General features: G+C 64.4%; 23 protein-coding genes. 12 read left to right on the forward strand and 11 right to left on the reverse strand.

The genetic code is table 11. The features are described from left to right. Nucleotides 1–48: 48 nt before the first annotated feature. From RA21_RS20925 to trxB, 5 genes are all read right to left on the reverse strand, one after another. A complete protein-coding gene (locus RA21_RS20925) occupies nt 49–2,124 on the reverse strand; it encodes a bifunctional sulfate adenylyltransferase/adenylylsulfate kinase (protein ID WP_039152443.1) in 2,076 nt (691 codons plus the stop codon). Nucleotides 2,125–2,360: 236 nt separating this feature from the next. Next, on the reverse strand, nt 2,361–4,040 hold the full coding sequence (locus tag RA21_RS20930) for an adenylate/guanylate cyclase domain-containing protein (protein ID WP_039152408.1): 1,680 nt from the start codon (nt 4,038–4,040) through the stop codon (nt 2,361–2,363). Between the two features lie 56 nt (nt 4,041–4,096). Next, nucleotides 4,097–4,597, reverse strand: a complete 501-nt coding sequence (locus tag RA21_RS20935; protein WP_342586531.1) for an RES family NAD+ phosphorylase — start codon at nt 4,595–4,597, stop codon at nt 4,097–4,099. Next, nucleotides 4,579–4,911: a ribonuclease E inhibitor RraB gene (locus RA21_RS20940; RefSeq protein ID WP_019296029.1), complete on the reverse strand. Its 333-nt coding sequence runs from the start codon at nt 4,909–4,911 to the stop codon at nt 4,579–4,581. The genes RA21_RS20935 and RA21_RS20940 overlap by 19 nt, the downstream gene beginning before the upstream one ends. A gap of 5 nt (nt 4,912–4,916) precedes the next feature. Next, on the reverse strand, nt 4,917–5,858 hold the full coding sequence (trxB, locus tag RA21_RS20945) for a thioredoxin-disulfide reductase (protein ID WP_039152411.1): 942 nt from the start codon (nt 5,856–5,858) through the stop codon (nt 4,917–4,919). A gap of 242 nt (nt 5,859–6,100) precedes the next feature. Between trxB and RA21_RS20950 the strand changes: the two genes are divergently transcribed. Beyond that, nucleotides 6,101–6,601 (forward strand): Lrp/AsnC family transcriptional regulator, encoded by a 501-nt coding sequence (locus tag RA21_RS20950; protein ID WP_019296031.1) that lies wholly within the window; start codon nt 6,101–6,103, stop codon nt 6,599–6,601. A gap of 56 nt (nt 6,602–6,657) precedes the next feature. Here RA21_RS20950 and RA21_RS20955 read toward each other — a convergent pair whose 3' ends face one another. The 5 genes from RA21_RS20955 to lgt form a co-directional block, all read right to left on the reverse strand. Continuing rightward, nucleotides 6,658–7,434, reverse strand: a complete 777-nt coding sequence (locus RA21_RS20955) for a Hint domain-containing protein (RefSeq protein WP_019296032.1) — start codon at nt 7,432–7,434, stop codon at nt 6,658–6,660. Nucleotides 7,435–7,700: 266 nt separating this feature from the next. After that, on the reverse strand, nt 7,701–7,835 hold the full coding sequence (locus tag RA21_RS23460) for a hypothetical protein (RefSeq protein ID WP_019296033.1): 135 nt from the start codon (nt 7,833–7,835) through the stop codon (nt 7,701–7,703). 298 nt (nt 7,836–8,133) lie between these two features. Continuing rightward, the gene (gene pgeF / locus RA21_RS20960) at nt 8,134–8,889 is read right to left on the reverse strand and encodes a peptidoglycan editing factor PgeF (protein WP_039152413.1); all 756 of its coding nucleotides are present in this window, start codon (nt 8,887–8,889) and stop codon (nt 8,134–8,136) included. Then, on the reverse strand, nt 8,886–9,953 hold the full coding sequence (locus tag RA21_RS20965; RefSeq protein ID WP_039152415.1) for a class I SAM-dependent methyltransferase: 1,068 nt from the start codon (nt 9,951–9,953) through the stop codon (nt 8,886–8,888). The genes pgeF and RA21_RS20965 overlap by 4 nt, the downstream gene beginning before the upstream one ends. Beyond that, nucleotides 9,950–10,849, reverse strand: coding sequence for a prolipoprotein diacylglyceryl transferase (gene lgt / locus RA21_RS20970; RefSeq protein ID WP_019296036.1), 900 nt, complete (start codon nt 10,847–10,849; stop codon nt 9,950–9,952). Before lgt ends, RA21_RS20965 begins: the two co-directional genes overlap by 4 nt. A 112-nt stretch (nt 10,850–10,961) precedes the next feature. On the opposite strand from lgt, the gene RA21_RS20975 reads away from it, so the two are divergent. The 8 genes from RA21_RS20975 to RA21_RS21010 all read left to right on the forward strand — a co-directional run bounded on the left by RA21_RS20975 (nt 10,962) and on the right by RA21_RS21010 (nt 16,511). Continuing rightward, the gene (locus RA21_RS20975) at nt 10,962–11,207 is read left to right on the forward strand and encodes an accessory factor UbiK family protein (protein WP_019296037.1); all 246 of its coding nucleotides are present in this window, start codon (nt 10,962–10,964) and stop codon (nt 11,205–11,207) included. Nucleotides 11,208–11,337: 130 nt separating this feature from the next. Further along, the gene (locus RA21_RS22725; RefSeq protein ID WP_152610605.1) at nt 11,338–11,691 is read left to right on the forward strand and encodes a hypothetical protein; all 354 of its coding nucleotides are present in this window, start codon (nt 11,338–11,340) and stop codon (nt 11,689–11,691) included. A 118-nt stretch (nt 11,692–11,809) separates the two neighbouring features. Beyond that, nucleotides 11,810–12,361: a 2OG-Fe(II) oxygenase gene (locus RA21_RS20985; protein WP_019296039.1), complete on the forward strand. Its 552-nt coding sequence runs from the start codon at nt 11,810–11,812 to the stop codon at nt 12,359–12,361. 135 nt (nt 12,362–12,496) lie between these two features. Continuing rightward, on the forward strand, nt 12,497–13,573 hold the full coding sequence (locus RA21_RS20990) for a DUF2652 domain-containing protein (protein ID WP_039152421.1): 1,077 nt from the start codon (nt 12,497–12,499) through the stop codon (nt 13,571–13,573). Nucleotides 13,574–13,868: 295 nt separating this feature from the next. Next, nucleotides 13,869–14,369, forward strand: coding sequence for a YbjN domain-containing protein (locus RA21_RS20995; protein WP_019296041.1), 501 nt, complete (start codon nt 13,869–13,871; stop codon nt 14,367–14,369). A 40-nt stretch (nt 14,370–14,409) separates the two neighbouring features. Then, nucleotides 14,410–15,225 (forward strand): pyrroline-5-carboxylate reductase, encoded by an 816-nt coding sequence (proC, locus tag RA21_RS21000; protein WP_039152423.1) that lies wholly within the window; start codon nt 14,410–14,412, stop codon nt 15,223–15,225. Then, nucleotides 15,218–15,556, forward strand: a complete 339-nt coding sequence (locus RA21_RS21005) for a tRNA-binding protein (protein WP_039152425.1) — start codon at nt 15,218–15,220, stop codon at nt 15,554–15,556. Before proC ends, RA21_RS21005 begins: the two co-directional genes overlap by 8 nt. A 1-nt stretch (nt 15,557) precedes the next feature. Then, a complete protein-coding gene (locus RA21_RS21010) occupies nt 15,558–16,511 on the forward strand; it encodes a 2-hydroxyacid dehydrogenase (protein WP_039152426.1) in 954 nt (317 codons plus the stop codon). Between the two features lie 72 nt (nt 16,512–16,583). Here RA21_RS21010 and RA21_RS21015 read toward each other — a convergent pair whose 3' ends face one another. Then, complete coding sequence (locus tag RA21_RS21015; protein WP_039152428.1) at nt 16,584–17,189, reverse strand: thymidine kinase; 606 nt, start codon at nt 17,187–17,189, stop codon at nt 16,584–16,586. 369 nt (nt 17,190–17,558) lie between these two features. Here RA21_RS21015 and RA21_RS21020 point away from each other — a divergent pair, with 369 nt between their 5' ends. The 3 genes from RA21_RS21020 (at nt 17,559) to RA21_RS21030 (ending at nt 20,096) form a co-directional block, all read left to right on the forward strand. Further along, nucleotides 17,559–18,023, forward strand: coding sequence for a hypothetical protein (locus tag RA21_RS21020; RefSeq protein ID WP_019296046.1), 465 nt, complete (start codon nt 17,559–17,561; stop codon nt 18,021–18,023). After that, on the forward strand, nt 18,016–18,744 hold the full coding sequence (gene arsH, locus RA21_RS21025; RefSeq protein WP_039152430.1) for an arsenical resistance protein ArsH: 729 nt from the start codon (nt 18,016–18,018) through the stop codon (nt 18,742–18,744). The genes RA21_RS21020 and arsH overlap by 8 nt, the downstream gene beginning before the upstream one ends. Before the next feature lie 632 nt (nt 18,745–19,376). After that, a complete protein-coding gene (locus tag RA21_RS21030; RefSeq protein WP_039152432.1) occupies nt 19,377–20,096 on the forward strand; it encodes a trypsin-like serine peptidase in 720 nt (239 codons plus the stop codon). Nucleotides 20,097–20,142 lie beyond the last annotated feature (46 nt).

A 20,142-nucleotide genomic window follows, 5' to 3' on the forward strand; every position in this document is an offset into this window, starting at 1 on the left:
GGCCCGCCAATTGGCGGGCCGCTCTCATGTCTCGCTGTGCCGTCAGGCTCAGGCCTTGATCAGGCCCATGCTTTCCAGCTTCAGCAGAACCTGGTGGGCGCAGTTGTCGACGTCGACGTTTTCGGTCTCAACCGACAGTTCCGGGTTGGCCGGCACGTCATAGGGGTCGGAGATGCCGGTGAATTCCTTGATCTTGCCTTCACGGGCCAGTTTGTAGAGGCCCTTGCGGTCGCGGCGTTCGCATTCCTCGATCGAGGTGGCAACGTGCACCTCGACAAAGGCGCCGAACTGTTCCACGTCCTCGCGCACGGCGCGGCGGGTGGTGGCGTAAGGCGCGATCGGGGCGCAGATGGCGATGCCGCCGTTCTTGGTGATCTCGGAGGCCACATAGCCGATGCGGCGGATGTTGAGGTCGCGGTGCTCTTTCGAGAAGCCCAGCTCGCTCGACAGGTTCTTACGAACAATGTCGCCGTCCAGCAGGGTGACCGGGCGGCCGCCCATTTCCATCAGCTTGACCATCAGAGCGTTGGCAATGGTGGATTTGCCGGAGCCGGAGAAGCCGGTGAAGAACACGGTGAAGCCCTGCTTGGAGCGCGGCGGCTTGGTCTTGCGCAGTTCCTTGACCACCTCGGGGAAGGAGAACCACTCGGGGATTTCCAGGCCCTCAGCCAGGCGGCGGCGCAGTTCGGTGCCGGAGATGTTCAGGATGGTGACGTTGTCGCGGTCGGCGATCTCGTCGTTCGGCTCGTACTGGGCGCGCTCCTGCACATAGACCATGTGTTTGAAGTCGACCATTTCGATGCCCATTTCGCCCTGGAACTCGCGGAACAGGTCCTGCGCGTCATAGGGGCCATAGAAATCGTCGCCGGCGGAGTTCTTGCCGGGGCCTGCGTGGTCGCGGCCGACAATGAAATGGGTGCAGCCGTGGTTCTTGCGGATCAGGCCGTGCCAGACCGCCTCGCGCGGGCCGGCCATGCGCATTGCCAGGTTCAGCAGCGACATGGAGGTGGTGGCGGCCGGGTATTTGTCCAGGACGGCTTCGTAGCAGCGCACGCGGGTGAAGTGGTCGACGTCGCCCGGCTTGGTCATGCCGACCACCGGGTGGATCAGCAGGTTGGCCTGGGCTTCGCGCGCGGCGCGGAAGGTCAGCTCCTGGTGGGCGCGGTGCAGCGGGTTGCGGGTCTGGAAGGCAACAACCTTGGTCCAGCCCAGCTTGCGGAAGTAGGCGCGCAGCTCATTCGGGGTGTCGCGGCGGCCGCGGAAGTCATAGTGCACGGGCTGCTGGATGCCGGTGACCGGACCGCCCAGGTAGACCTTGCCGGCCTGGTTGTGCAGGTAGTTCACCGCCGGATGCGCGTCGTCATCGGCGCCAAAGACCTTCTCGGCCTCTTTTGCCTTGTTCGGCACCCAGTTGTCGGTGACGGTCATGGTGGCGAGGATCACGCCTTCCTGGTCGCGCAGGGCAATGTCCTGGCCCGCTTCCAGCTTGGCCGCGAAATCTTCGGACACATCCAGGGTGATCGGCATCGGCCACAGCGAGCCGTCGGTCAGGCGCATGGTGTCGACGACGCTGTTGTAGTCAGCCTCAGACAGGAAGCCCTTAAGCGGATTGAAGCCGCCGTTCATCAGCAGTTCCAGGTCGCAGATCTGGCGCGGGGTCAGATCCCAGCTGACCAGGTCGGCTGCTTCGACTTTCAGTTTCTGGGCGCTTTCGTAGGAGACATAAAGCTCAGGGATGGGAGCCAGATTGCTTTGCATCGGATGGGTCCTGTGTTTGAGAGGGGGGAGGCCGCTAGCGGAGCCGGTGAGTTCCGCATGCAGCGCGTTGTATTCTGCGAGCTTGCGGGCAAGGAATTGATCGGTGAGCCGCACTTTTTCCGCAGCACCCCGGGTAGTCAGCGAATAGGCAAACCGCTGCCGCTTGTCGGGACCGGGGCGGGCGCTGATGGTGATCAGGCCACTTTCGGCCGCAGCGCGCAGCAGGGTGTTGAGCCGCCCCAGCGAGATCCCCACCGCCGCGGCGGTGGCGCGCTGCGAGGCGTCCGGCGCCGTATCGAGCTGGCGCAGGAGGCGGAACAGCAGGTCTTCGCCTTCCGGTGTGGATATGGATGCGGTTTCGGTCACGAGCGGCAGCAGTACGGTCAACGGGTTAAAAGTGTGTTCACGCGTGAACGCATTACATGGTTTGCTGCGGAAGCAAAGGGGGAATTGGCCGCAGCTGGCGAAAATCTGCTGCGTTGCAGGGCTGCAACGGGCGCGGGTAGCAGGTCTGCTTGTTCTCCCCCGGCGTGCTGGGATGGATAGCTGGCGCGGGCTGGACCGGAAGGGCAAACACCCGTTTTGCGGTTTGGACGCCGGGCCTAACGCTGTTCTCCGGCCAGGGTGCGGGGCAGGGCGGCGGCGTGGGGCACGGGCAGGGCGTCCAGCGGCCTGGAAACGCCGCGCAGCTGGAAGGTTTCCAGCGGCAGATGGTCCGAATCATAGCCTGCGGCCTCCAGCACCCGGGCGGAGATCAGCAGCTCGACACCGAGTTCCTTGGTCTTGGCCTCGAGCCGGCTGGCAGTGTTGACGCTGCCGCCGATGATGGTGCGCGGGGCATGGGCGGCGCTGCCTATCTCGCCGAGCACCAGCTCGCCCAGATGCACTCCGATCCCGATGCGGACTTCCGGTTCGCCGTCGGCGGCCAGCTGGGCGTTGAAGTCCTGCAGCGCGGTGCCGATGGCGGCGGCGGCCTCCAGCGCGGCGCGGGCCGAGCGGGCAGGGGAGCGCTCCTCGAACAGCGCCAGCAGCCCGTCACCGAGGTATTTGTCCACCGTCCCGCCGGCATTGGTAATGGCGGGGACGATGGCGTCGAAGAAGCGGTTCAGCAGGAACACCACGTCATAGGGCAGCTGTCCCGCTGTGCGGGCGGTGAAGCCGCGCATGTCGAGGAACAGCACCGCAAGCTGCTGCTCGCTGCCCTGGCTGGCATGGGCGCGGCCCTTGCGGCCGTCAGGGCGGAACAAGCGGGTGACCGTCAGCGGCGCCTGCGGGCGGATCTGGCAGGCCAGCCGCATGTTGGCAGGCGCTTTGACCCGTTCCAGGCTGAGTGCCTCGGGCGGTTCCGGGGGCGGCAGATGCTCGCTGCCCTCGTCCACCACCACGCGGCAGGTGGTGCAGCGCCCCTTGCCGCCGCAAAGGGAGGTGTGCTGGACGCCGCCCGCGCGTGACATTTCCAGCAGGGTCATGCCGCGCTCGGCGCGGATCTCCGGACCGAAGGCGTAGCGGATGGTGACCGCCCGGCGGCGGCGCAGCAGCTTGCGCAGGAGATAGGCGGCGGCGGTGACGCCAAGCAGTGCAAAGAAGATCGAAAGCCAGAGCGTCTCTGTCTCGAACATCTGTGCAAAGGCCTGCTGGCTGGGCCAGTTGAAATCCGCCATCAGCGCGGCGCGCTCAGTGCCTTCAACAAACAGGTCATAGATGCGGCGGCCCTCTGTCAGCAGGCCGGCAAAGGCGAAGGCGGGGATGAACACGGCCACGCCTGCCATCCAGGGGATCAGCGGGCGCCACCAGCGGGTGAGGCGCAGCCAGTAGTGCAATCCCATGCAGCCGTGGATCCAGACTGCCAGCAGCAGCAGGCTTTGCTGCCAGATCTCGGGCGAGGCCCACATCAGGATGATCTGATAGGGCATCTCGTCATTGGTGCCGTAGACCTCGTGCGAGTAGCGGGTAAAGACGATGTGGGCGATCAGCTGCAGCGGGATCAGGAGGCCAAGCACAGTCTGCAGCGCCTCGCCCCAGCGCATCCGCAGGGTGCGGCGGCGGGCCAGGTTCCACAGCGCGAGGCCTGCGTGCAGGATCAGCGACGCATAGAGGATCAGGCTGCCAATCAGGCTGCGGGTGATCACTTGGCGGGCGTCCTGAAACTCGTCCATCCATTCGGGTGAGATCAGGCCGAGGCCGATGTTGAGGAAGTGAAAGAAGGCATAGGTCAGCAGCACCAGCCCGGTGACGATCCGGGTGCGGGTGATCCAGTTGCCTTGCCAGAGCGCGCTTGCCACCCGGGTCCTCCTGTTCGCGGTTTCCGGGTGCAGACTGCGGGCGCGCGGGGGCGGGGTCAATGCCCGGTTGCAGGCGGTGAGAGCCACGGGGCGGGCGGACCGGCAAGGGAAAGCACGGGCAGGCCGCTGCCGAACAAGACCAAATGGGTTAAGTCCGGGCGAGAGCGGGATGAGTAGAGCAGCCCCTGCGCCCCCTCCGTCCGGGCGGTATCAGAAAAGACCCAGGTCGGTGAAGGAGTGCCCCTGGCACGGATGTCCTGCCAGACCGCGGAGACCTCTGGCCGGCCGCGCAGATCCGCCAGTCGGATGTCTTTCACCTGCAGGGGCAGGATGATGCGCGGCGGGTCATCGGAAGAGACATAGCGGCGGATGGCAATGCCCGCTCCCTCTGCGCTGAGCGAAGTATAAAGCGCCAACTGGCCGCTGTGGTGAAAACGGCCCTCAGGAGCGCGGGCCGGAGCCAAGGGCCGATCCGCCTGAGAGCGGAAAAGAATGCGCCAGACGGTGCCGGAGAAGTTGAGAAGACCAGCTGCCGGGGTCAGCCCTCCAGCCCCCAGCCGTCCGGTGCAAAGCCGTGGGAGAGGGCCGCGCGGGTGGCCAGTTCCTCGCCGATCCAGATGCCGGTGGCAGAGATGATCTGGTCCTGCAGGGTGGCGGACAGATAGGCGGGATCCTCGCCGTCAGCCTCGAAGAACTCGCAAGCATAGCCTTCGCGGCTCAGTTCCTCGGCCAGCGGGCGCCAGTCGGCGCCGGTGCGGGCGGGGACGAAGAAATAATCCACGTCCGCCACCTCCGGCAGGCCGTGTTCGGCCTGCAGATCGTTGAATGCCGCAACGGTTTCAGCCCGTTGCGCGGCGAAATCATGCGGCATCCCTGTTACTCCTGCTCGGCCAGGAAGCGTTCGGCGTCAAGCGCCGCCATGCAGCCCATGCCAGCCGAGGTGACCGCCTGGCGGTACTTGTGGTCGGTCAGGTCGCCGGCGGCGTAGATGCCGGGGATCGAGGTCTCGGTGGAGCCGGGCTTCACCTTTACATAGCCGCCGTTGTGCAGCTCCAGCACGTCCTTGACCAGCTCGTTGGCCGGCGCGTGGCCGATGGCGACAAAGACGCCCTTGCAGGGGATTTCCTTGACTTCGCCGGTCTGCACGTTCTTGACCACGACGCCCTCAACCCCCAGCGGATTGTCGGTGCCGACAACCTCTTCGAGGGTGTGGAACCACAGAGTCTCGATCTTTTCGTTCTTGAACAGGCGGTCCTGCAGGATCTTTTCGGCACGCAGCTCGTCGCGGCGGTGGATCAGGGTCACCTTGGAGGCGAAGTTGGTGAGGAACAGCGCCTCTTCCACGGCGGTGTTGCCGCCGCCGATCACCACGATCTCCTGGCCGCGGTAGAAGAAGCCGTCGCAGGTGGCGCAAGCGGAAACGCCGAAGCCCTTGAACTTCTCTTCGCTTTCCAGGCCGAGCCATTTGGCGCGGGCGCCGGTCGCCAGGATCACCGCGTCGGCGGTGAAGGTGGTGCCGCTGTCAGCCTTGGCCACAAACGGGCGCTTGGTGGTGTCGAGCGAGGTGATGTAGTCGCCAATCACTTCGCATCCCATCGCCTGGGCGTGCTCCTGCATCTTGATCATCAGGTCGGGGCCCTGCACCTCGGTGAAGCCGGGGTAGTTCTCGACCTCGGTAGTGGTGGTCAGCTGGCCGCCGGGTTCGATCCCCTGGACCAGGACCGGCTCCAGCATGGCGCGGGCCGCGTAGACCCCCGCAGTATAGCCGGCAGGCCCGGAGCCGATGATCAGAACCTTGGTGTGGCGCGTCTCGCTCATGTGTTGTGTCCCCAACTAATGCAGCCTGGCGGGTGTGCCGCCGTCAGGCAATGCATATAGCGGCAGGGCGGGCAGGCTTAAACCCCCAAGGGGCTGCATGCCGCGGGATACAAATTTGCCGCAGGGTTGCGCATTGCGGCTTGCGCGCCCGAGCTGCAAAGAATATTGCGCGACGCTGAAACAATATTGCGCGCTGCGGTGGCGGTGCTATAAGAAACGCAAATCTCACAGGAGTTTCCAGCATGGTCACAACCCGTCTTGATCCGATTGATCGCAAGATTTTGTCGGAGCTTCAGGCCGATGGGCGGATGACCAACGTGGAACTGGCCAAGCGGGTCGGGATTTCGGCGCCGCCGTGTCTGCGCCGGGTGCGGGCGCTGGAGGAGGCCGGGCTGATTCACGGCTACCACGCAGATGTGAACTCCCGCGAGCTGGGGTTCGAGGTGCAGGTGTTTGCCATGGTGGGGCTGGAGAGCCAGGCCGAGGCGGAGCTGAGCGCCTTTGAAGAGAAATGCCGCAGCTGGCCGTTGGTGCGCGAGTGCCACATGCTGAACGGCGAGGTGGATTTCATCCTGAAATGCGTGTCGCCTGACCTGAGCACGTTCCAGAGCTTCCTGACCGGCGATCTGCTGACCACGCCGAATGTGGCCAGCGTGAAAACCTCGCTGGTGATCCGCGGCGCCAAGGATGAGCCGGGCGTGCCGTTTGAGGTGCTGGAAGAACGTCTGGCACGCGAGGCCTGAGGCAGTTCTTCAGGTGAGGGCGGCAATGTCGGGCGAGCCCGCCCGCCGCTCCCGGTTCATAGAATGGCAGGCCCCGGCTGGCTGATGCTGTCAGCCCTTGGGTGCGCCAGCGGGCCGAATCCCTGGATGCTGTCGGCATGGGCAAACAGGTTCAAGAACAGCGTCTTGATTGCATAGCTTGCCAGTTTCAGCGCGTCGGGGCCCGGGTGGTAGCTTTCAAATGCGAGGCCGCCGACGGTGATCACCGCATGGCGGGGCAGGCACAGGTGGTAAAGGTCGACCGGCGCCGGCGGCGCGGTTTCAAAGATGCTCATGCCGTCCTGGAATTCCGAGGCCAGGGTCAAGAGCTGGCCGTCGCCTGATCCTTGCATGTGCGGCGGCGTGCGCAGCAGGCGCGCCGCGGGGCCTGCCACCAGGCTGGCAGAGGGTTTCTGCAGGCCCAGGCTGTCTGCCATGAAGCTGGTCAGAGTGCAGCTGCGGCTGCCGGAGCGGCCGGGCAGCACGCTGGTGCGGCCGATCCACAGCAGCGGCTGGCTGCCGCCGTCGCGGGTCAGGAGTTCATCGCCGGGCAGCAGATCCTCGACCGCGATCGGGCCTTGTGCCGTTTCCACCAGCGAACCGCGGGAGAAGGCGCTGAAGGCGTCCTCGAACAGCGGCAGGGCCGGGGCGATATGGCGGGTTTCCGAGATGCCGCCGCCGGGCAGCAGGCAGCTGACCTCATAGCGGCGCAGCTGCGGCTTGTTCGCGCTGCGCAGCGCAGCGGGGTCCTGCAGGATTGCAGTGGCTTCGACGGCATTGGCTGCAGCCCTGTGCAGCGAGTGCGGGATGGTCATGACAGCAGACCTCTCCTTTCAAACTGCCCGCTTGCATCGGCCCCCACCGGCAACGCAGACGTGCTTGAACGATATGATGCGCCCAAATTGGCAGCAATTAATTCGAATTGTCAAAAAATCTGAATCAAACTGGTTAACGGCGGGCGGCGGGGCTGCGGCAGTTTCAGCGGGCCGCGCCTTCAGGCCGGTTGGATGCCCCGTTGGCGGCTGGCCGGGCTGGCGCAGCTGCGCCAGGGGTGCCGCTGCCGGGGCATCCGTCCCCGGCGTTAACCCAGTTTCCGTGCTGCAGGCTGAAGCTGCGCCTGGCCGCGGCGGCGGCGGGCGGCAACCCAGGGCAGGGTCACGGTTTCGCTCTTGGCGGAGCGGGTGATCGAGGCAATGAAACGCTTGTTCATCTTCATGGTCAGTCTGTCCTTCGCCCTGCAGCTGCACCCGTGTCGCCGGGCGGCTGCGGTTTTGTTTGTTCTGACCTGTTTATGGGTAATCTTTGCGCCCGGATTATGACCCGCCGGGGGCATTTTCGGCCAAGCCGCAGGCCGGGGGGCGGCTGGCGTGCGGCTTTACCTGCGATTGCAGGAGGCTGATTTCAAAGGGAAATGCCAGCGCGGCATGGCGGGTTTCCGTAGCGGAAACAGTGAATGCGGCGGAATTTAATAAAATCCGCCACAATTGCGCAGATCCGCATTGGTTAACGCGGGCTTAAAGCCGGATGCAGGAGATCAGACGGCCGTAGTCGGCCTCTTTCGCGTGGGTGGCGCGGCGGAAGGAGAAAAACTTCTCCGCATCCGAATAGGTGCAGTGGCGGCTCCACTCAGCCGCGCCGATCCCCGCCTGGCGCAGTTTGTGCAACCCAAGGCCGGGCAGATCGAACAGGTAGCGGTCGCCTTCGCCATTGGCGAAGAAGCGGGCATAGGCGTCGTCCTGCATCATGAAGTCGTCAAAGAACTCCGGGCCGACCTCATAAGCGCGCTGGGAAATGGTCGGGCCGATCACCGCCGCGGTGTTTTCGCGCCGCGCGCCGAGGCCTTCCATCGCTTCCAAAGTGGCTTCCAGCACCCCGTCCAGGGTGCCGCGCCAGCCTGCGTGGGCGGCGCCGATGACGCCCGCATCGGGGTCGGAGAACAGTACCGGCTGGCAGTCGGCGGTCAGGATCGACAGTGCCAGCCCCGGAACATTGGTGACCATTGCATCTGCTTGCGGGCGCTCCTGCGAGGGTTCTTTCACCACCTGCACGTCGGCGCTGTGGACCTGGTGCACGGCGTTGAGGTGTTCCGGCGGCACCTCCATCGCGGCGGCGACGCGGTTGCGGTTGATCTGCACCGCCTCGCGCTGGTCGGTGGAGCCGAGGCCGCAGTTCAGGCCGCGGTAGATACCGGAGGATGCGCCGCCCTTTCGGGTGAAAAACCCGTGCCGCACCGGGCCAAGCAGATCGGACGTGAGAATTTCAAGCGTCATGGGTTCAATCCTGGCAATGGGGCGGCCTGGGGCGGGTAGAGGCCGAGCACTTTGAACAGGTTTCCCATTTCCTCCGGGTGCGTCAACCGCCGATGTGCGGCGATCAGGGAGTCCAGCGCCGCACCCTGCAGCGGCGCGGCCAGGGCACGGGCGCGGTCTGTGATGCCAAGCCGTTCCAGGAACACGCCCTGCGGGGTGAGGCGGGTAAAGGCGCAACCTGCGGTTTTTGCAGCCATTGCCAGCGCCTCAAAATCCACATGCGCTGTTAGATCGGCCTCTCCCGGCGTCTGCAGCGGATCGGCGGGTTCATGCGCGCGCAGGGCCTGAAGCGTATCTCCAAGCGCCCTCCAGTCGCCGTAATCCACGATCAGCGCGGCGCCGCCACGGGCGGCGATTCGGGCGGCGATGGCGTGTAGGATGGGGGCGGCGGCCTCGCACAGTTCGACCAGATCGCCGTCTTTTGTGTCTTCCAGCCGGTGCGCCAGCGCGGGCTGTGACGCGGCGGAGCTGAGGCCGAAGGCAAGCGCGCCGTCCTGCAGGCCGATACGCATTTCGCTCCAGCCGTCACCTGCCCGGATGAACTGGCGGATGGGCAGCGCGTCGAAGAACTCGTTGGCGACCAGGAACAGCGGCTGATCGGGCAGGGCATCCACGCTGTCCTGCCACCGGGGAGCCTGGTCCTTCAGCGCCTTGGCTTGCACGCCGCGCAAGGCGGGCGAGGCCTCCACCAGGTGGATCTGCATGGCGGCGTGAAAACCCGGCACGCCGCGGGTGGCGCGCAGGAGGTCGGCCATCAGGGTGCCGCGGCCGGGGCCGAGTTCGGCGAGAGTGAAGGGCGCAGGCGCGCCTTGATCCAGCCAGGCCTGGGCGAGGGAGAGGCCGAGGAGTTCGCCAAACATTTGGCTGATCTCAGGCGCGGTGGTGAAATCGCCCTTGGCGCCCAGCGGGTCGCGGGTGGTGTAATAGCCGAACTGCGGATGCAGCAGGCAGTCGGACATGTAGTCGGCGACGGACATCGGGCCATCGGCGCGGATGCGGGCGGTCAGATGATTCTGCAGGCTCATGCCGTGCTCCGGGCCGCGCGGCGGGCGCGGATCAGGAACCAGAGGCCGATGGCGATCATCGGCAGCGACAGCGCCTGGCCTTGGGTGAGGCCGATGCCGTCAATGTGCCAGGCCAGACCCAGCGGGTTGCCGGGGGTGACGAACTGGGCGTCCGGCTGGCGGAAGAACTCGACAATGAAGCGGGCAAGGCCATAGCCCGCGAGGAACACGCCCATGAGGCGGCCCGGGGTGTGGAAGGCGCCGCGGCGCCAGGCAAGGTACAAGAGCAGGGCGCCAAGGATCAGCCCCTCCATCAGCGCCTCATATAGCTGCGAAGGGTGGCGGGCGCAGAGCTCTCCCAGCGCCTGGCCGCAGTCCTGTGCCGCCTGGCCGGGGAAGGCGACGCCCCAGGGCAGATCGGTCGGGCGGCCCCAAAGTTCTGCATTGATGAAGTTCGCCAGCCGCCCCAGCAGCAGGCCAGGCGCGACGGTATGGGCGACCAGATCGGCGATCTGCAGTTTCGGGATGTTGTGGCGTGCAGCATAGATCAGGGTTGCCACGATCACGCCGATGAGGCCGCCGTGAAAGGCCATGCCGCCCTGCCAAATCTTCAGGATCTCCGCAGGGTTCGCCAGGTAATAAGTCGGCTGGTAGAACAGCACGAAACCCAGACGCCCGCCGAGGATCACGCCGAGAATGATCCAGGTCAGCAGATCCTCGACCTGCTGCGGTTTCATCGGCGGCTGGTTTGCGGGCCAGAGGCCGGGGCGGCGCAGGGCGGCCACGGCGAGGCGCCAGGCGATGACGATGCCCGCGATATAGGCCAGCGCATACCAGCGCAGGGCAAACTCGAAGGAGCCGATGGCGATCGAGAAAATCTCGGGCGAAAGGTCGGGGAATTGGATCATGGCCTGCATGGGCGACTGAATGCCTTTGGTCCTTGGGGGAAGTCAACGGGGGGAAAGTCAACGGCTTGCAGCCGCGCGCGCGCTTCCCCATATAGGGATCAACCCCGAGACGGAGAAGAACATGCAGACCCGCAACAAGATCCTGGACGATATTTCGCAGCTGATGACCAACGCGATGGGCGTGGCCCAGGGCGCCAAGGATGAGGCGGACACCGCGCTGAAAAGCATGATCGACCGCTGGCTGGCCGACCGCGACTTCGTCACCCGCGAGGAATTCGACGCAGTGCGCGCAATGGCCCAGAAAGCGCGCGAGGAAAATGAAGCGCTGAAGGCCCGTCTGGACGCGCTGGAAGCCGCACAGAAGTAAGCCAGGGCGCGGGCAGATTGCCCGCCGTATGGTGTTATAAGGCTTGCTGCAGGGAAACCTGTGGCGGGCTTTTTTGTTTTCGCATTAAGCTTTAGCGTGCAGGAGGACACGGAGGCTAAAAGTAAGCAAAATGCGCATCACCGTTGCAATCGAAGAGCTTAGCGGAAACGAGTTGCCGCCATGCGGCGAAGCGTTCTGGCTAGCCGACCTTCCAGCTCACCGAGCCTTTGCCAAAAGCCTCTGGAAGCGGAATGCAGCGGTGCCGAATAGCGCATTGTTTGCCATAAAGCCGCACGAGGCGCTTTCTGACAGGCTTTTGGATCAGTTCGAGCAGGTAGAGCTTCACTTCTCTGAGTGGAGCGAAGTTATGTTTGTAAGAACTGAACTCGCACGCGAGCTGCCCGCGTATTTCGCAGCCCGCGGCTTTGCCACCGAAATCGTCAAAAACGGGTTTGTCGTGCGGCGGTCTGTCTCCCGCGCATAGCTGCCCTGCGGGCCTGTGGGTAAAAACTGGTCGCTTTCCGCCTGCGGGGTCGAAAACTGCGCAGCGGTTTGCAGGCCGGGCGGTACATGCTGCCTCAGTTTCATCAGAGGATCACAGCATGGTTTCTGTCTATACGGTGCCGGGGGCGTTCAGCACGCAGGAATGCGCCGAAATCATCCGCAAATCAGAGGAAGCGCCGGACAGCGAAGCGCTGCTGGTCGGCCAGACCCGCGATCACAACCTGCGCCGCGGCAGCGTGGTATGGCTGGACGATGTGCCGGGCACCGGCTGGGTGATGGACCGGCTGATCTCTGTGGTGCGCCGCGCCAACAAGGAGCGCTTCGGCTTTGATCTTCGCGAGTTTGCCGAAAGCCCGCAGGCGGCCAGTTACAAGGCTGACGATGCGGGGCATTTCGCCTGGCATTCCGACATCGGCGACGGGCCGGTGGCGGGCAAGCGCAAGCTGAGCCTGGTGGTGCAACTGAGCAAGCCCGGATCTTATGACGGCGGCGATCTGGAAATCATGCCGGGCGCCCATGTGGTGGCCGCCAGCCGGGTGCAGGGCAGTGCCACGGTGTTCCCGAGTTTCCTGCTGCATCAGGTGACGCCGGTCACCCGGGGCACCCGCAAGTCGCTGACCGTCTGGGCGCATGGCCCGGCCTTCCGCTGAAGGGCTGACAGACCTGTCGCACGGCCTATGGCACGCGCGGACCGTCATTCATGCGCAAATTGCGATGTGTTCTGCTATACTGGTCCCGGGCTGCCCTTGCGGCGCCCGGGGTTTGTTCAGCGGGGGACTGGTAAGATGACGGCACAAAACGGCTATATGCTGATTGCGGATATTTCCGGCTACACGCAGTTTCTGACCTCATCTGAGCTGGACCACGCCAATCCGATCCTGCAGTCGCTGCTGCAGGCGGTGGCGGAGCAGGTCGGGGAGCCGCTGCATTTCTGGAAACTGGAAGGCGACGCAGTGCTGGCCTATTCATCCCGGGCTGAGCTGGTCTCCGGCGATCTGATGCTCACGTTTTGCGAGAACCTCTATAACGCGTTCGCCGCCCGGCGGCAGGATATCGTGGCCAATACCACATGCCCCTGCCGCGCCTGCGCCAATGCGGGCGGGCTGGATCTGAAGGTGATCGTCCACTACGGCGCCTTTGACGAGATGCAGGTGGGTCCGGTCAAGGATCTGTCTGGCGCAGATGTGATCCTGGTGCACCGGATGACCAAGACCGAGGCCGCGGCGGAAACCGGCGTGCGCAGCTATGCGCTGTTCAGCGATGCGGCGGTAGAGGCGATGCAGCTGCAGGCGGCGATGCAGCCCTATTCGCAAGCTATCGAGCATTTCGGCGATGTCTCCATGCAGGTCTATGACCTGGCCCGCGCCTGGGAGCACTTCCGGGCCGGGCAGGAGCGGGATTTCCTGGAGGAGTCAGACGGGGTCTGGACTTACCGGCGCCGGTTCGACGCCTCGCCGCAGCTGGTCTGGGAGGCGCTGACTGCGCCGGAGTTCAAGCTGCGGTGGATGGATCAGGTCAGCGCTATGCGGATGGAGAACCCGCAAGGCCGCCTGGGGCCGGGATCGGTCTATCACTGCGCCCATTCGCTGGCGGAGTTTGTGTACAGGATCACGGACTGGCAGCCCTTCGACTATTTCTCGACCCGGATCAAGGACCCGGCCCGGGACGGCGTTGAGCTGCCCGAGACCTACCAGCTGACGCCGGACGGGGACGGGACTGCGCTGCGTTATACGATGGGCCGGGCCTATGACCGCGCGGGCAACCGCTCTGAGGCCTCTGAGCAGGAGGCCGCCGGGTTCCTGTCGGAATTCTGGCCGGTATCCTTTGACGCGATGGACCCGCAGGTGTCGCGGCAGCCCTGAACCGGCAATTCACAAGGGGTAGATCAAGACACAAAATACAGGGCGCGGGCGGCTGTCCGGGCTTTACCTTTGCAGCCGCCCGTTTCATAGTCGCGCAGCCGGCATTTAGGGGGCTGTGGATAGTTCATCCACAAGTTATTGCAGATATCCCCAAAATAAAGGGTTGCCAGATCACTTTTTCGGCTCCACCATATCTAGTATGGGAGCGGGGATGCCTCCCCGGCCCATAGCACAAAAACCTAGCTATAGGGCGCCTATGGGCCCTGGTGTGCTAGGCAAAAAGAGAGGTGGCATCATGGCACTATCCGAGCTTCACCTGGAAGAAGACGTCCATCCGATCGACATCGTTGAGCATCTGGCGTCGCACCACGACTGGGACTTTGACCGGGTCGGGGACGATCAGATCGCGATGTCGGTGGAAGGGCAGTGGCGCACCTATTCGCTGACGCTGGCCTGGTCGGGCTATGAAGAATGCCTGCGGCTGGTCTGCAGCTTTGAGATGGAGCCGCCGGAGGCAGAACTGCCGCGGCTTTATGAGCTGATCAACTGCATGAACGACCAGTGCTGGGAAGGCTCCTTTACCTATTGGGCAGACCACAAGCTGATGCTGTTCCGTTACGGGCTGATGCTGTCCGGCGGCCAGATGGCCAGCCCGCAGCAGATCGACGCGATGCTGAATGCAGCCGTCGCCAATGCGGAGCGCTACTATCCGGCGATCCAGCTGGCGGTCTGGGGCCAGCGCAGCCCGCAGGAGGCGATGCAGGTCGCCATTGCAGAGGCCTACGGCCGGGCGTAAACCTGTGCCCTGAACCTGACACCAAGGGGAGGGGCTTAAGATGGATATGCAGGATATTGCTGCACGCGGCCTGGTGCTGCTGGGCTGCGGCAAGATGGGATCGGCGATGCTGGCCGGATGGCTGGAGGGCGGACTGCCCGCATCCTCGGTCTGGGTGATTGACCCGAACCCGTCGGACTGGCTGAAGGGCACCGGCGTCCGCATCAACGCAGAACTGCCCGCGGCGCCGGGCATTGTGCTGATCGCGGTGAAGCCGCAGATGATGGGCGAGGCGCTGCCCACGCTGCAGAGCTACGGCAATGGTTCCACTCTGTTCATCTCGGTGGCGGCAGGCACCTCGATCGCAACCTTCGAGGATGTGCTGGGTGCGCAGTCGCCGATCGTGCGGGCGATGCCGAACACGCCGGCCGCCGTCGGGCGCGGCATTACCGCGATTATCGGCAACAGTCACACCAGCGACGCCGACCTCGACCGGGCCGAAGGGCTGCTGAAGGCCGTGGGTCAGGTTGTACGGCTGGACAACGAGGGCCAGATGGATGCCGTCACCGGCGTCAGCGGCTCCGGTCCCGCCTATGTGTTCCACCTGATCGAAACCTTGGCCGTCGCGGGCGAGGCGCAGGGGCTGCCCGCCGAACTGGCGATGCAGCTGGCCAAGGCAACCGTCGCAGGCGCCGGCGCGCTGGCAGAGGCGGCAGAGGAAAGCCCCAGCCAGCTGCGCATCAATGTGACCAGCCCCAATGGCACCACCCAGGCCGCTTTGGAAGTTCTGATGGATGATGACGACGGCTTCCCGGCACTGCTGAACCGTGCGGTGGCGGCGGCAACCAACCGCTCCAAGGAGCTGTCGCGTGGCTGAGATTTCCTTTGACGACTTCCTGAAAGTCGATGTCCGGGTCGGTGAAGTCATCCGTGCGGAGCCGTTTCCCGAGGCGCGCAAGCCGGCAATCAAGCTCTGGGTCGATTTCGGGCCGGAAATTGGCGTAAAAAAGAGCTCAGCGCAGATTACGGCGCATTACATGCCGGAAACGCTGGTGGGCAAGCAGGTTCTGGCCGTCGTAAACTTCCCGCCGCGGCAGATCGGCACGTTCATGTCAGAAATCCTGGTTCTGGGCCTGCCGGATGAAAACGGAGAGATATTCCTGGCGGGTCCCGATGGACAGGTCCCGCTGGGCGGGAGGATGCACTGAAATGAAAATCTGGATTGCGCGGCCGATGACGGCAGCGGTCACGGCACGGGCGCGGGAGGCCTTTGCTGATCTGGAAATCCGCGAGACCAACGCGGTGATGAGCGAGGCGGAGATGCTGCGCGCGCTTAGCGAGTTCGACATCGTGGTGCCGACGCTGGGCGACAAGTTCACCGCGGAGATCTTTGCCAAGGCGGGCACGCCCCGCTGCAAGCTGCTGGCAAACTTCGGCGTCGGCTACAACCACATCGACGTGGAGGCCGCGCGGGCGGCGGGTGTCGAGGTGACCAACACGCCGGGCGCGGTCACTGATGCCACCGCCGATATCGCGATGACGCTGATCCTGATGTCGGCGCGCCGCGCTTCCGAGGGCGAGCGGATGCTGCGCAAGGGCGATTGGGAGGGCTGGCACCCGACCCAGATGCTGGGCCTGCACGCCACCGGCAAACGCGTCGGCATCGCCGGCATGGGCCGGATCGGCCAGGCGATTGCGCGGCGCTGCCATTTCGGCTTTGGCATGGATGTGTCTTATGTGGCGCGCTCCCCCAAGGAACTGGACTTCCCGGCCGACCGCGCCGAGAGCCTGATTTCCATGGCAGGCGAGGTCGATTTCCTGGTGGTGGCGGTGCCGGGCGGGGCCGAAACCACGCATCTGATCAACGCCGAGGTGCTGAACGCGATGCAGCCCCACGCGCATCTGATCAACATCGCCCGGGGCGAAGTGGTGGAGGAGGCGGCGCTGATCGAGGCGCTGCAGAACCGCAGTATTGGCGGTGCGGGTCTGGATGTTTATGAGTTCGAACCCAAAGTGCCGCAGGCTCTGATTGATCTCGACAACGCCACCCTGCTGCCGCATCTGGGCACCGCGACGGAGGAAGTGCGCAGCAACATGGGCCATATGGCGCTGGACAATGTTGCGGCCTATCTGGCTGGCGAGGCGCTGCCGAACCGGGTCTGAGGCCGGTTTTTGGAACCGGGGCTCCGCCCCGGACCCCGGGAGTATTTTGAACCAGAAAGAAGCGGCAGCGGGTTATTCCGCTGCTGTTTTTCTTTTAGGCAGGTCTCCCACCGCCTCGCGCCAATGGCGGCGGCAGAGCGAGACATAGGTTTCATTGCCGCCGATCTGTACCTGGTCGCCCTCGGTCATCACCCGGCCCTGATCGTCCTGACGGACCACCATCGTGGCCTTCTTGCCGCAATGGCAGATGGTGCGGACCTCGCGCATTTCATCTGCCAGCGCCAAAAGGGTGGCGGAGCCGGGAAAAAGGTTGCCCTGGAAATCCACCCGCAATCCGTAGGCCAGCACCGGCACCCGCAGATCATCGACCACGCGGGCCAGCTGCCAGACCTGCGCAGGCTCCAGGAACTGGGCTTCATCCACGAAAATCGCGGCCAGCGGACCGCGGGCCAGGCGCGCCTTGATGCGGGTAAAAAGGTCGTCACCGGCGGCGAACATGTCCGCCTCCTCGCCGATGCCGATGCGGGAAGCGATTCTGCCCATACCTGCGCGGTCGTCCAGGCGGGCGGTGAGCAGGTAGGTCTCCATATGGTTTTCGCGGTAATTGTGTGACGCCTGCAACAGTACCGTCGACTTGCCCGCGTTCATGGTGGAGTAGTTGAAATAGAGCTTGGCCATGGCGGCGGGTTTACCCGCATGGCGGCGCCGGGGAAACCGGTTTCTTGGCGGAAACAGTGCAGGACTTGCGGCCTGAGAAGGCTCACCGGGGCAGACGCGGCCGGGGTGGAACAAAACCCCTGTTAGCGGCCAACGCCATTTGCCCCGGAGAGCGCAAGTTCCGGGCAGACCAATTACCCTGAAGGCAGGCCGTCACTCACTCCGTCCTGCTTTGCACTGGACAACAGATGCCAATTGCACCATGTCACTTGCTAAATCCCTGAAAACCTGAGGGATGGATAAGGTATCGCAATTCCTCTACAACTCAGAAATGGGAAAACAATCAGTTCGTTCCCCTAAGGGGCGGCGGGCAAGCCAGGTAGGACGTATATGGCTGAAATCGGGACGTATCTGAAGAAGCACACAGAAGCGCTGGTGAAGGATGTCGGCATCGAAGCCGCCTGCCAGATCACCGGCAAGTCGAAGGCGACGCTGGGGCGCTATTATTCGGACAATGCAGAGCACGCCGACCGGTTTATGCCAGTGGATGCGGTGGCCAAGCTGGAAAGTGCGGCGTCCTTTCCGCATGTGACCTCGGCGCTGGCGGATCTGAAGAACATCACGCTGTCCTACAACGGCAACGGCAGTGCTGAGGAAACCGGCCGCAGCGGCGGTGTGAACTCGGACGTGATTGCTCTCAGCCAGCGGTTTGCCCAGCTGATGTGCGAATACCAGGCTGCAATGGAAGACGGCATCATCACCGTGAACGAGGCCAAGCGCCTGCTGCGCGAGACGGTGCTGCTGCAGCAGGTGCTGCTGGATATGAAGCTGCATCTGGAAGAAGAAAGTGCCTGACACACCGGATCTGAGCGACCTGCCCGGCATTGCGGAAGGGCAGCTGCATGGAATCGACGTGGAGACGCTGGCAGCACCGGATGATCCGCGCCATCCGCCGCGCATCCTGCTGCTGTATGGTTCCCTGCGCGAGGTGAGCTATTCCCGCAAGGCGGCAGAGGAGGCGGCACGGGTGCTGCGTGCGCTTGGCTGCGAGACGCGGATCTTCGACCCCTCAGGCCTGCCTTTGCCCGATGATGCGGGCGCGGCGGAGCATCCCAAGGTGGCGGAGCTGCGCGAGCTGGCGGTCTGGTCCGAGGGCATGGTCTGGTCCAGCCCGGAGCGCCACGGCGCGATGACCGGCATCATGAAGCTGCAGATCGACTGGCTGCCCCTGTCCCTGCAGGGCGGCATCCGCACCACTCAAGGCAAGACGCTGGCGGTGATGCAGGTGTCGGGCGGCTCGCAAAGCTTCAATGCGGTCAACCAGATGCGCATCCTGGGCCGCTGGATGCGGATGCTGACAATCCCGAACCAAAGCTCGATCCCCAAGGCCTGGCTGGAATTTGAGGAGGGCGCGCGCCTGCCCGAGGGTCCGTTCTACCGCCGCCTGGTGGATGTGATGGAAGAGCTGGTGAAATTCACCTGGCTGGTGCGCGGCCGCAAGGATTACCTGACCGACCGTTATTCCGAGCGGGTCGAAAGCGCCGAAGAGGTGCACAAGCGGGTGTCGCAGAAATAACCCGGGGCAGGGTGCCCGCGGCCAGATGAACAAAGCCCCGGCAGCGCCGGGGCTTTTGTTGTTCAAATCAGCGGGATCAGCGGCACATCGCAGGCGGCCAAGGCCAGGAGGGCGGACAGCAGCAGGGTCAGGCGCATTCGGGGGCTCCTTTGAAAGGTGGATTTCCCATCCTTGCCGCAGGCAAACCCGCGGCGCAAGCGCAGCGGCGGTGAAGTGCCGGGCGATAGGCTGCGGGCCGGTTCCCCTTATGGGTGTGCCTTGCGGTTAAGTAATTGGGCGCTGCTGTTTCCGGCCATTAGCCGGTTGTTAAGGCTCATTTGCGCCGCAATTGGGCCGCGAAGTTACCAGCGGCGCCGGAACTTGCGTAAAACCAGCGAAAACCGCAGATTTTCCTCCTAACGAAACGGATAGGGTTTTCCAGTTTTTTTAAAGGAATTTTCCAAAATTTGACGGCGCCCGTTAAGTAAATAAGGAGTTTACAGGCGCAAGTTCCGGCAAAACGAGCGCCTGTTAAGACCCTGTTAACCCTGTCATATTCTGCGCATCTTTCTGCCAGCGCGGCACCGCAGCAGGCCCCATTCCAGCCTCACAGCTCACCGACATTGGAGATGTGGGAACATGGAGTGAAAGTTATGAAACGACTACTGGGAATAGCCGCCGCTTTAGCCATCGCAACCGTTTGCAGCGCCGGCAGCGCGGCCGCAGGAGGGAAGGGGACCGCAGTGCAGACGGTGCCGGGGTGGCAGGCGGTGGGCCGTCTGAACATTGGCGGCCGCGCGATGTGCACGGCGACGCTGATTGCGCCGGATCTGGTGGTGACAGCGGCCCATTGCATGTTTGATGTCCGCCATGGCCGCCAGGTTAACCCGCGCAGCATCCGGTTCGAAGCTGGCCTTAACGGCCGCCAGTCCAAGGCCGCCCGCAAAGTTGCCAAGGCAGTGATCCACCCCGGTTACCGCCACGGCCAGACCAGCCAGTTCCAGACCGGCACTGACATTGCCGTGCTGCGCCTGGACCGTGCGATCAGCGGCGATGTTGTCCGCCCGCTGTCGCTGGCGGCGGCACCGCAGAAGGGCGCGCATGTGGACGTAATGTCCTATTCGCACAGCCACGCCACGTCTCCCCGGCTGCAAAGCGCCTGCCAGGTGCTGTCGGCGCGCCAGAGCTCGGTCATTACCTCCTGCCGGGTGGATTACGGCGCGTCCGGCTCTCCGGTGCTGCAGACGCGGCCCGGGCGGCTGCCGCAGCTGGTGTCGGTGATTTCCTCTAAGGCCCGGATGAGCGGCCGCGGTGTGTCGCTGGCGGCGCCGCTGGGCCATGAGCTGCAGGCGCTGATCCGCCAGGCGGGCTGAGGCAGGCCCGCGCACAGATACTGTTGCTGCCACAGCGCGGCATCAG

The organism is Leisingera sp. ANG-DT (assembly GCF_000813785.1).
In the GTDB taxonomy this organism is placed as follows: Bacteria; Pseudomonadota; Alphaproteobacteria; order Rhodobacterales; family Rhodobacteraceae; genus Leisingera.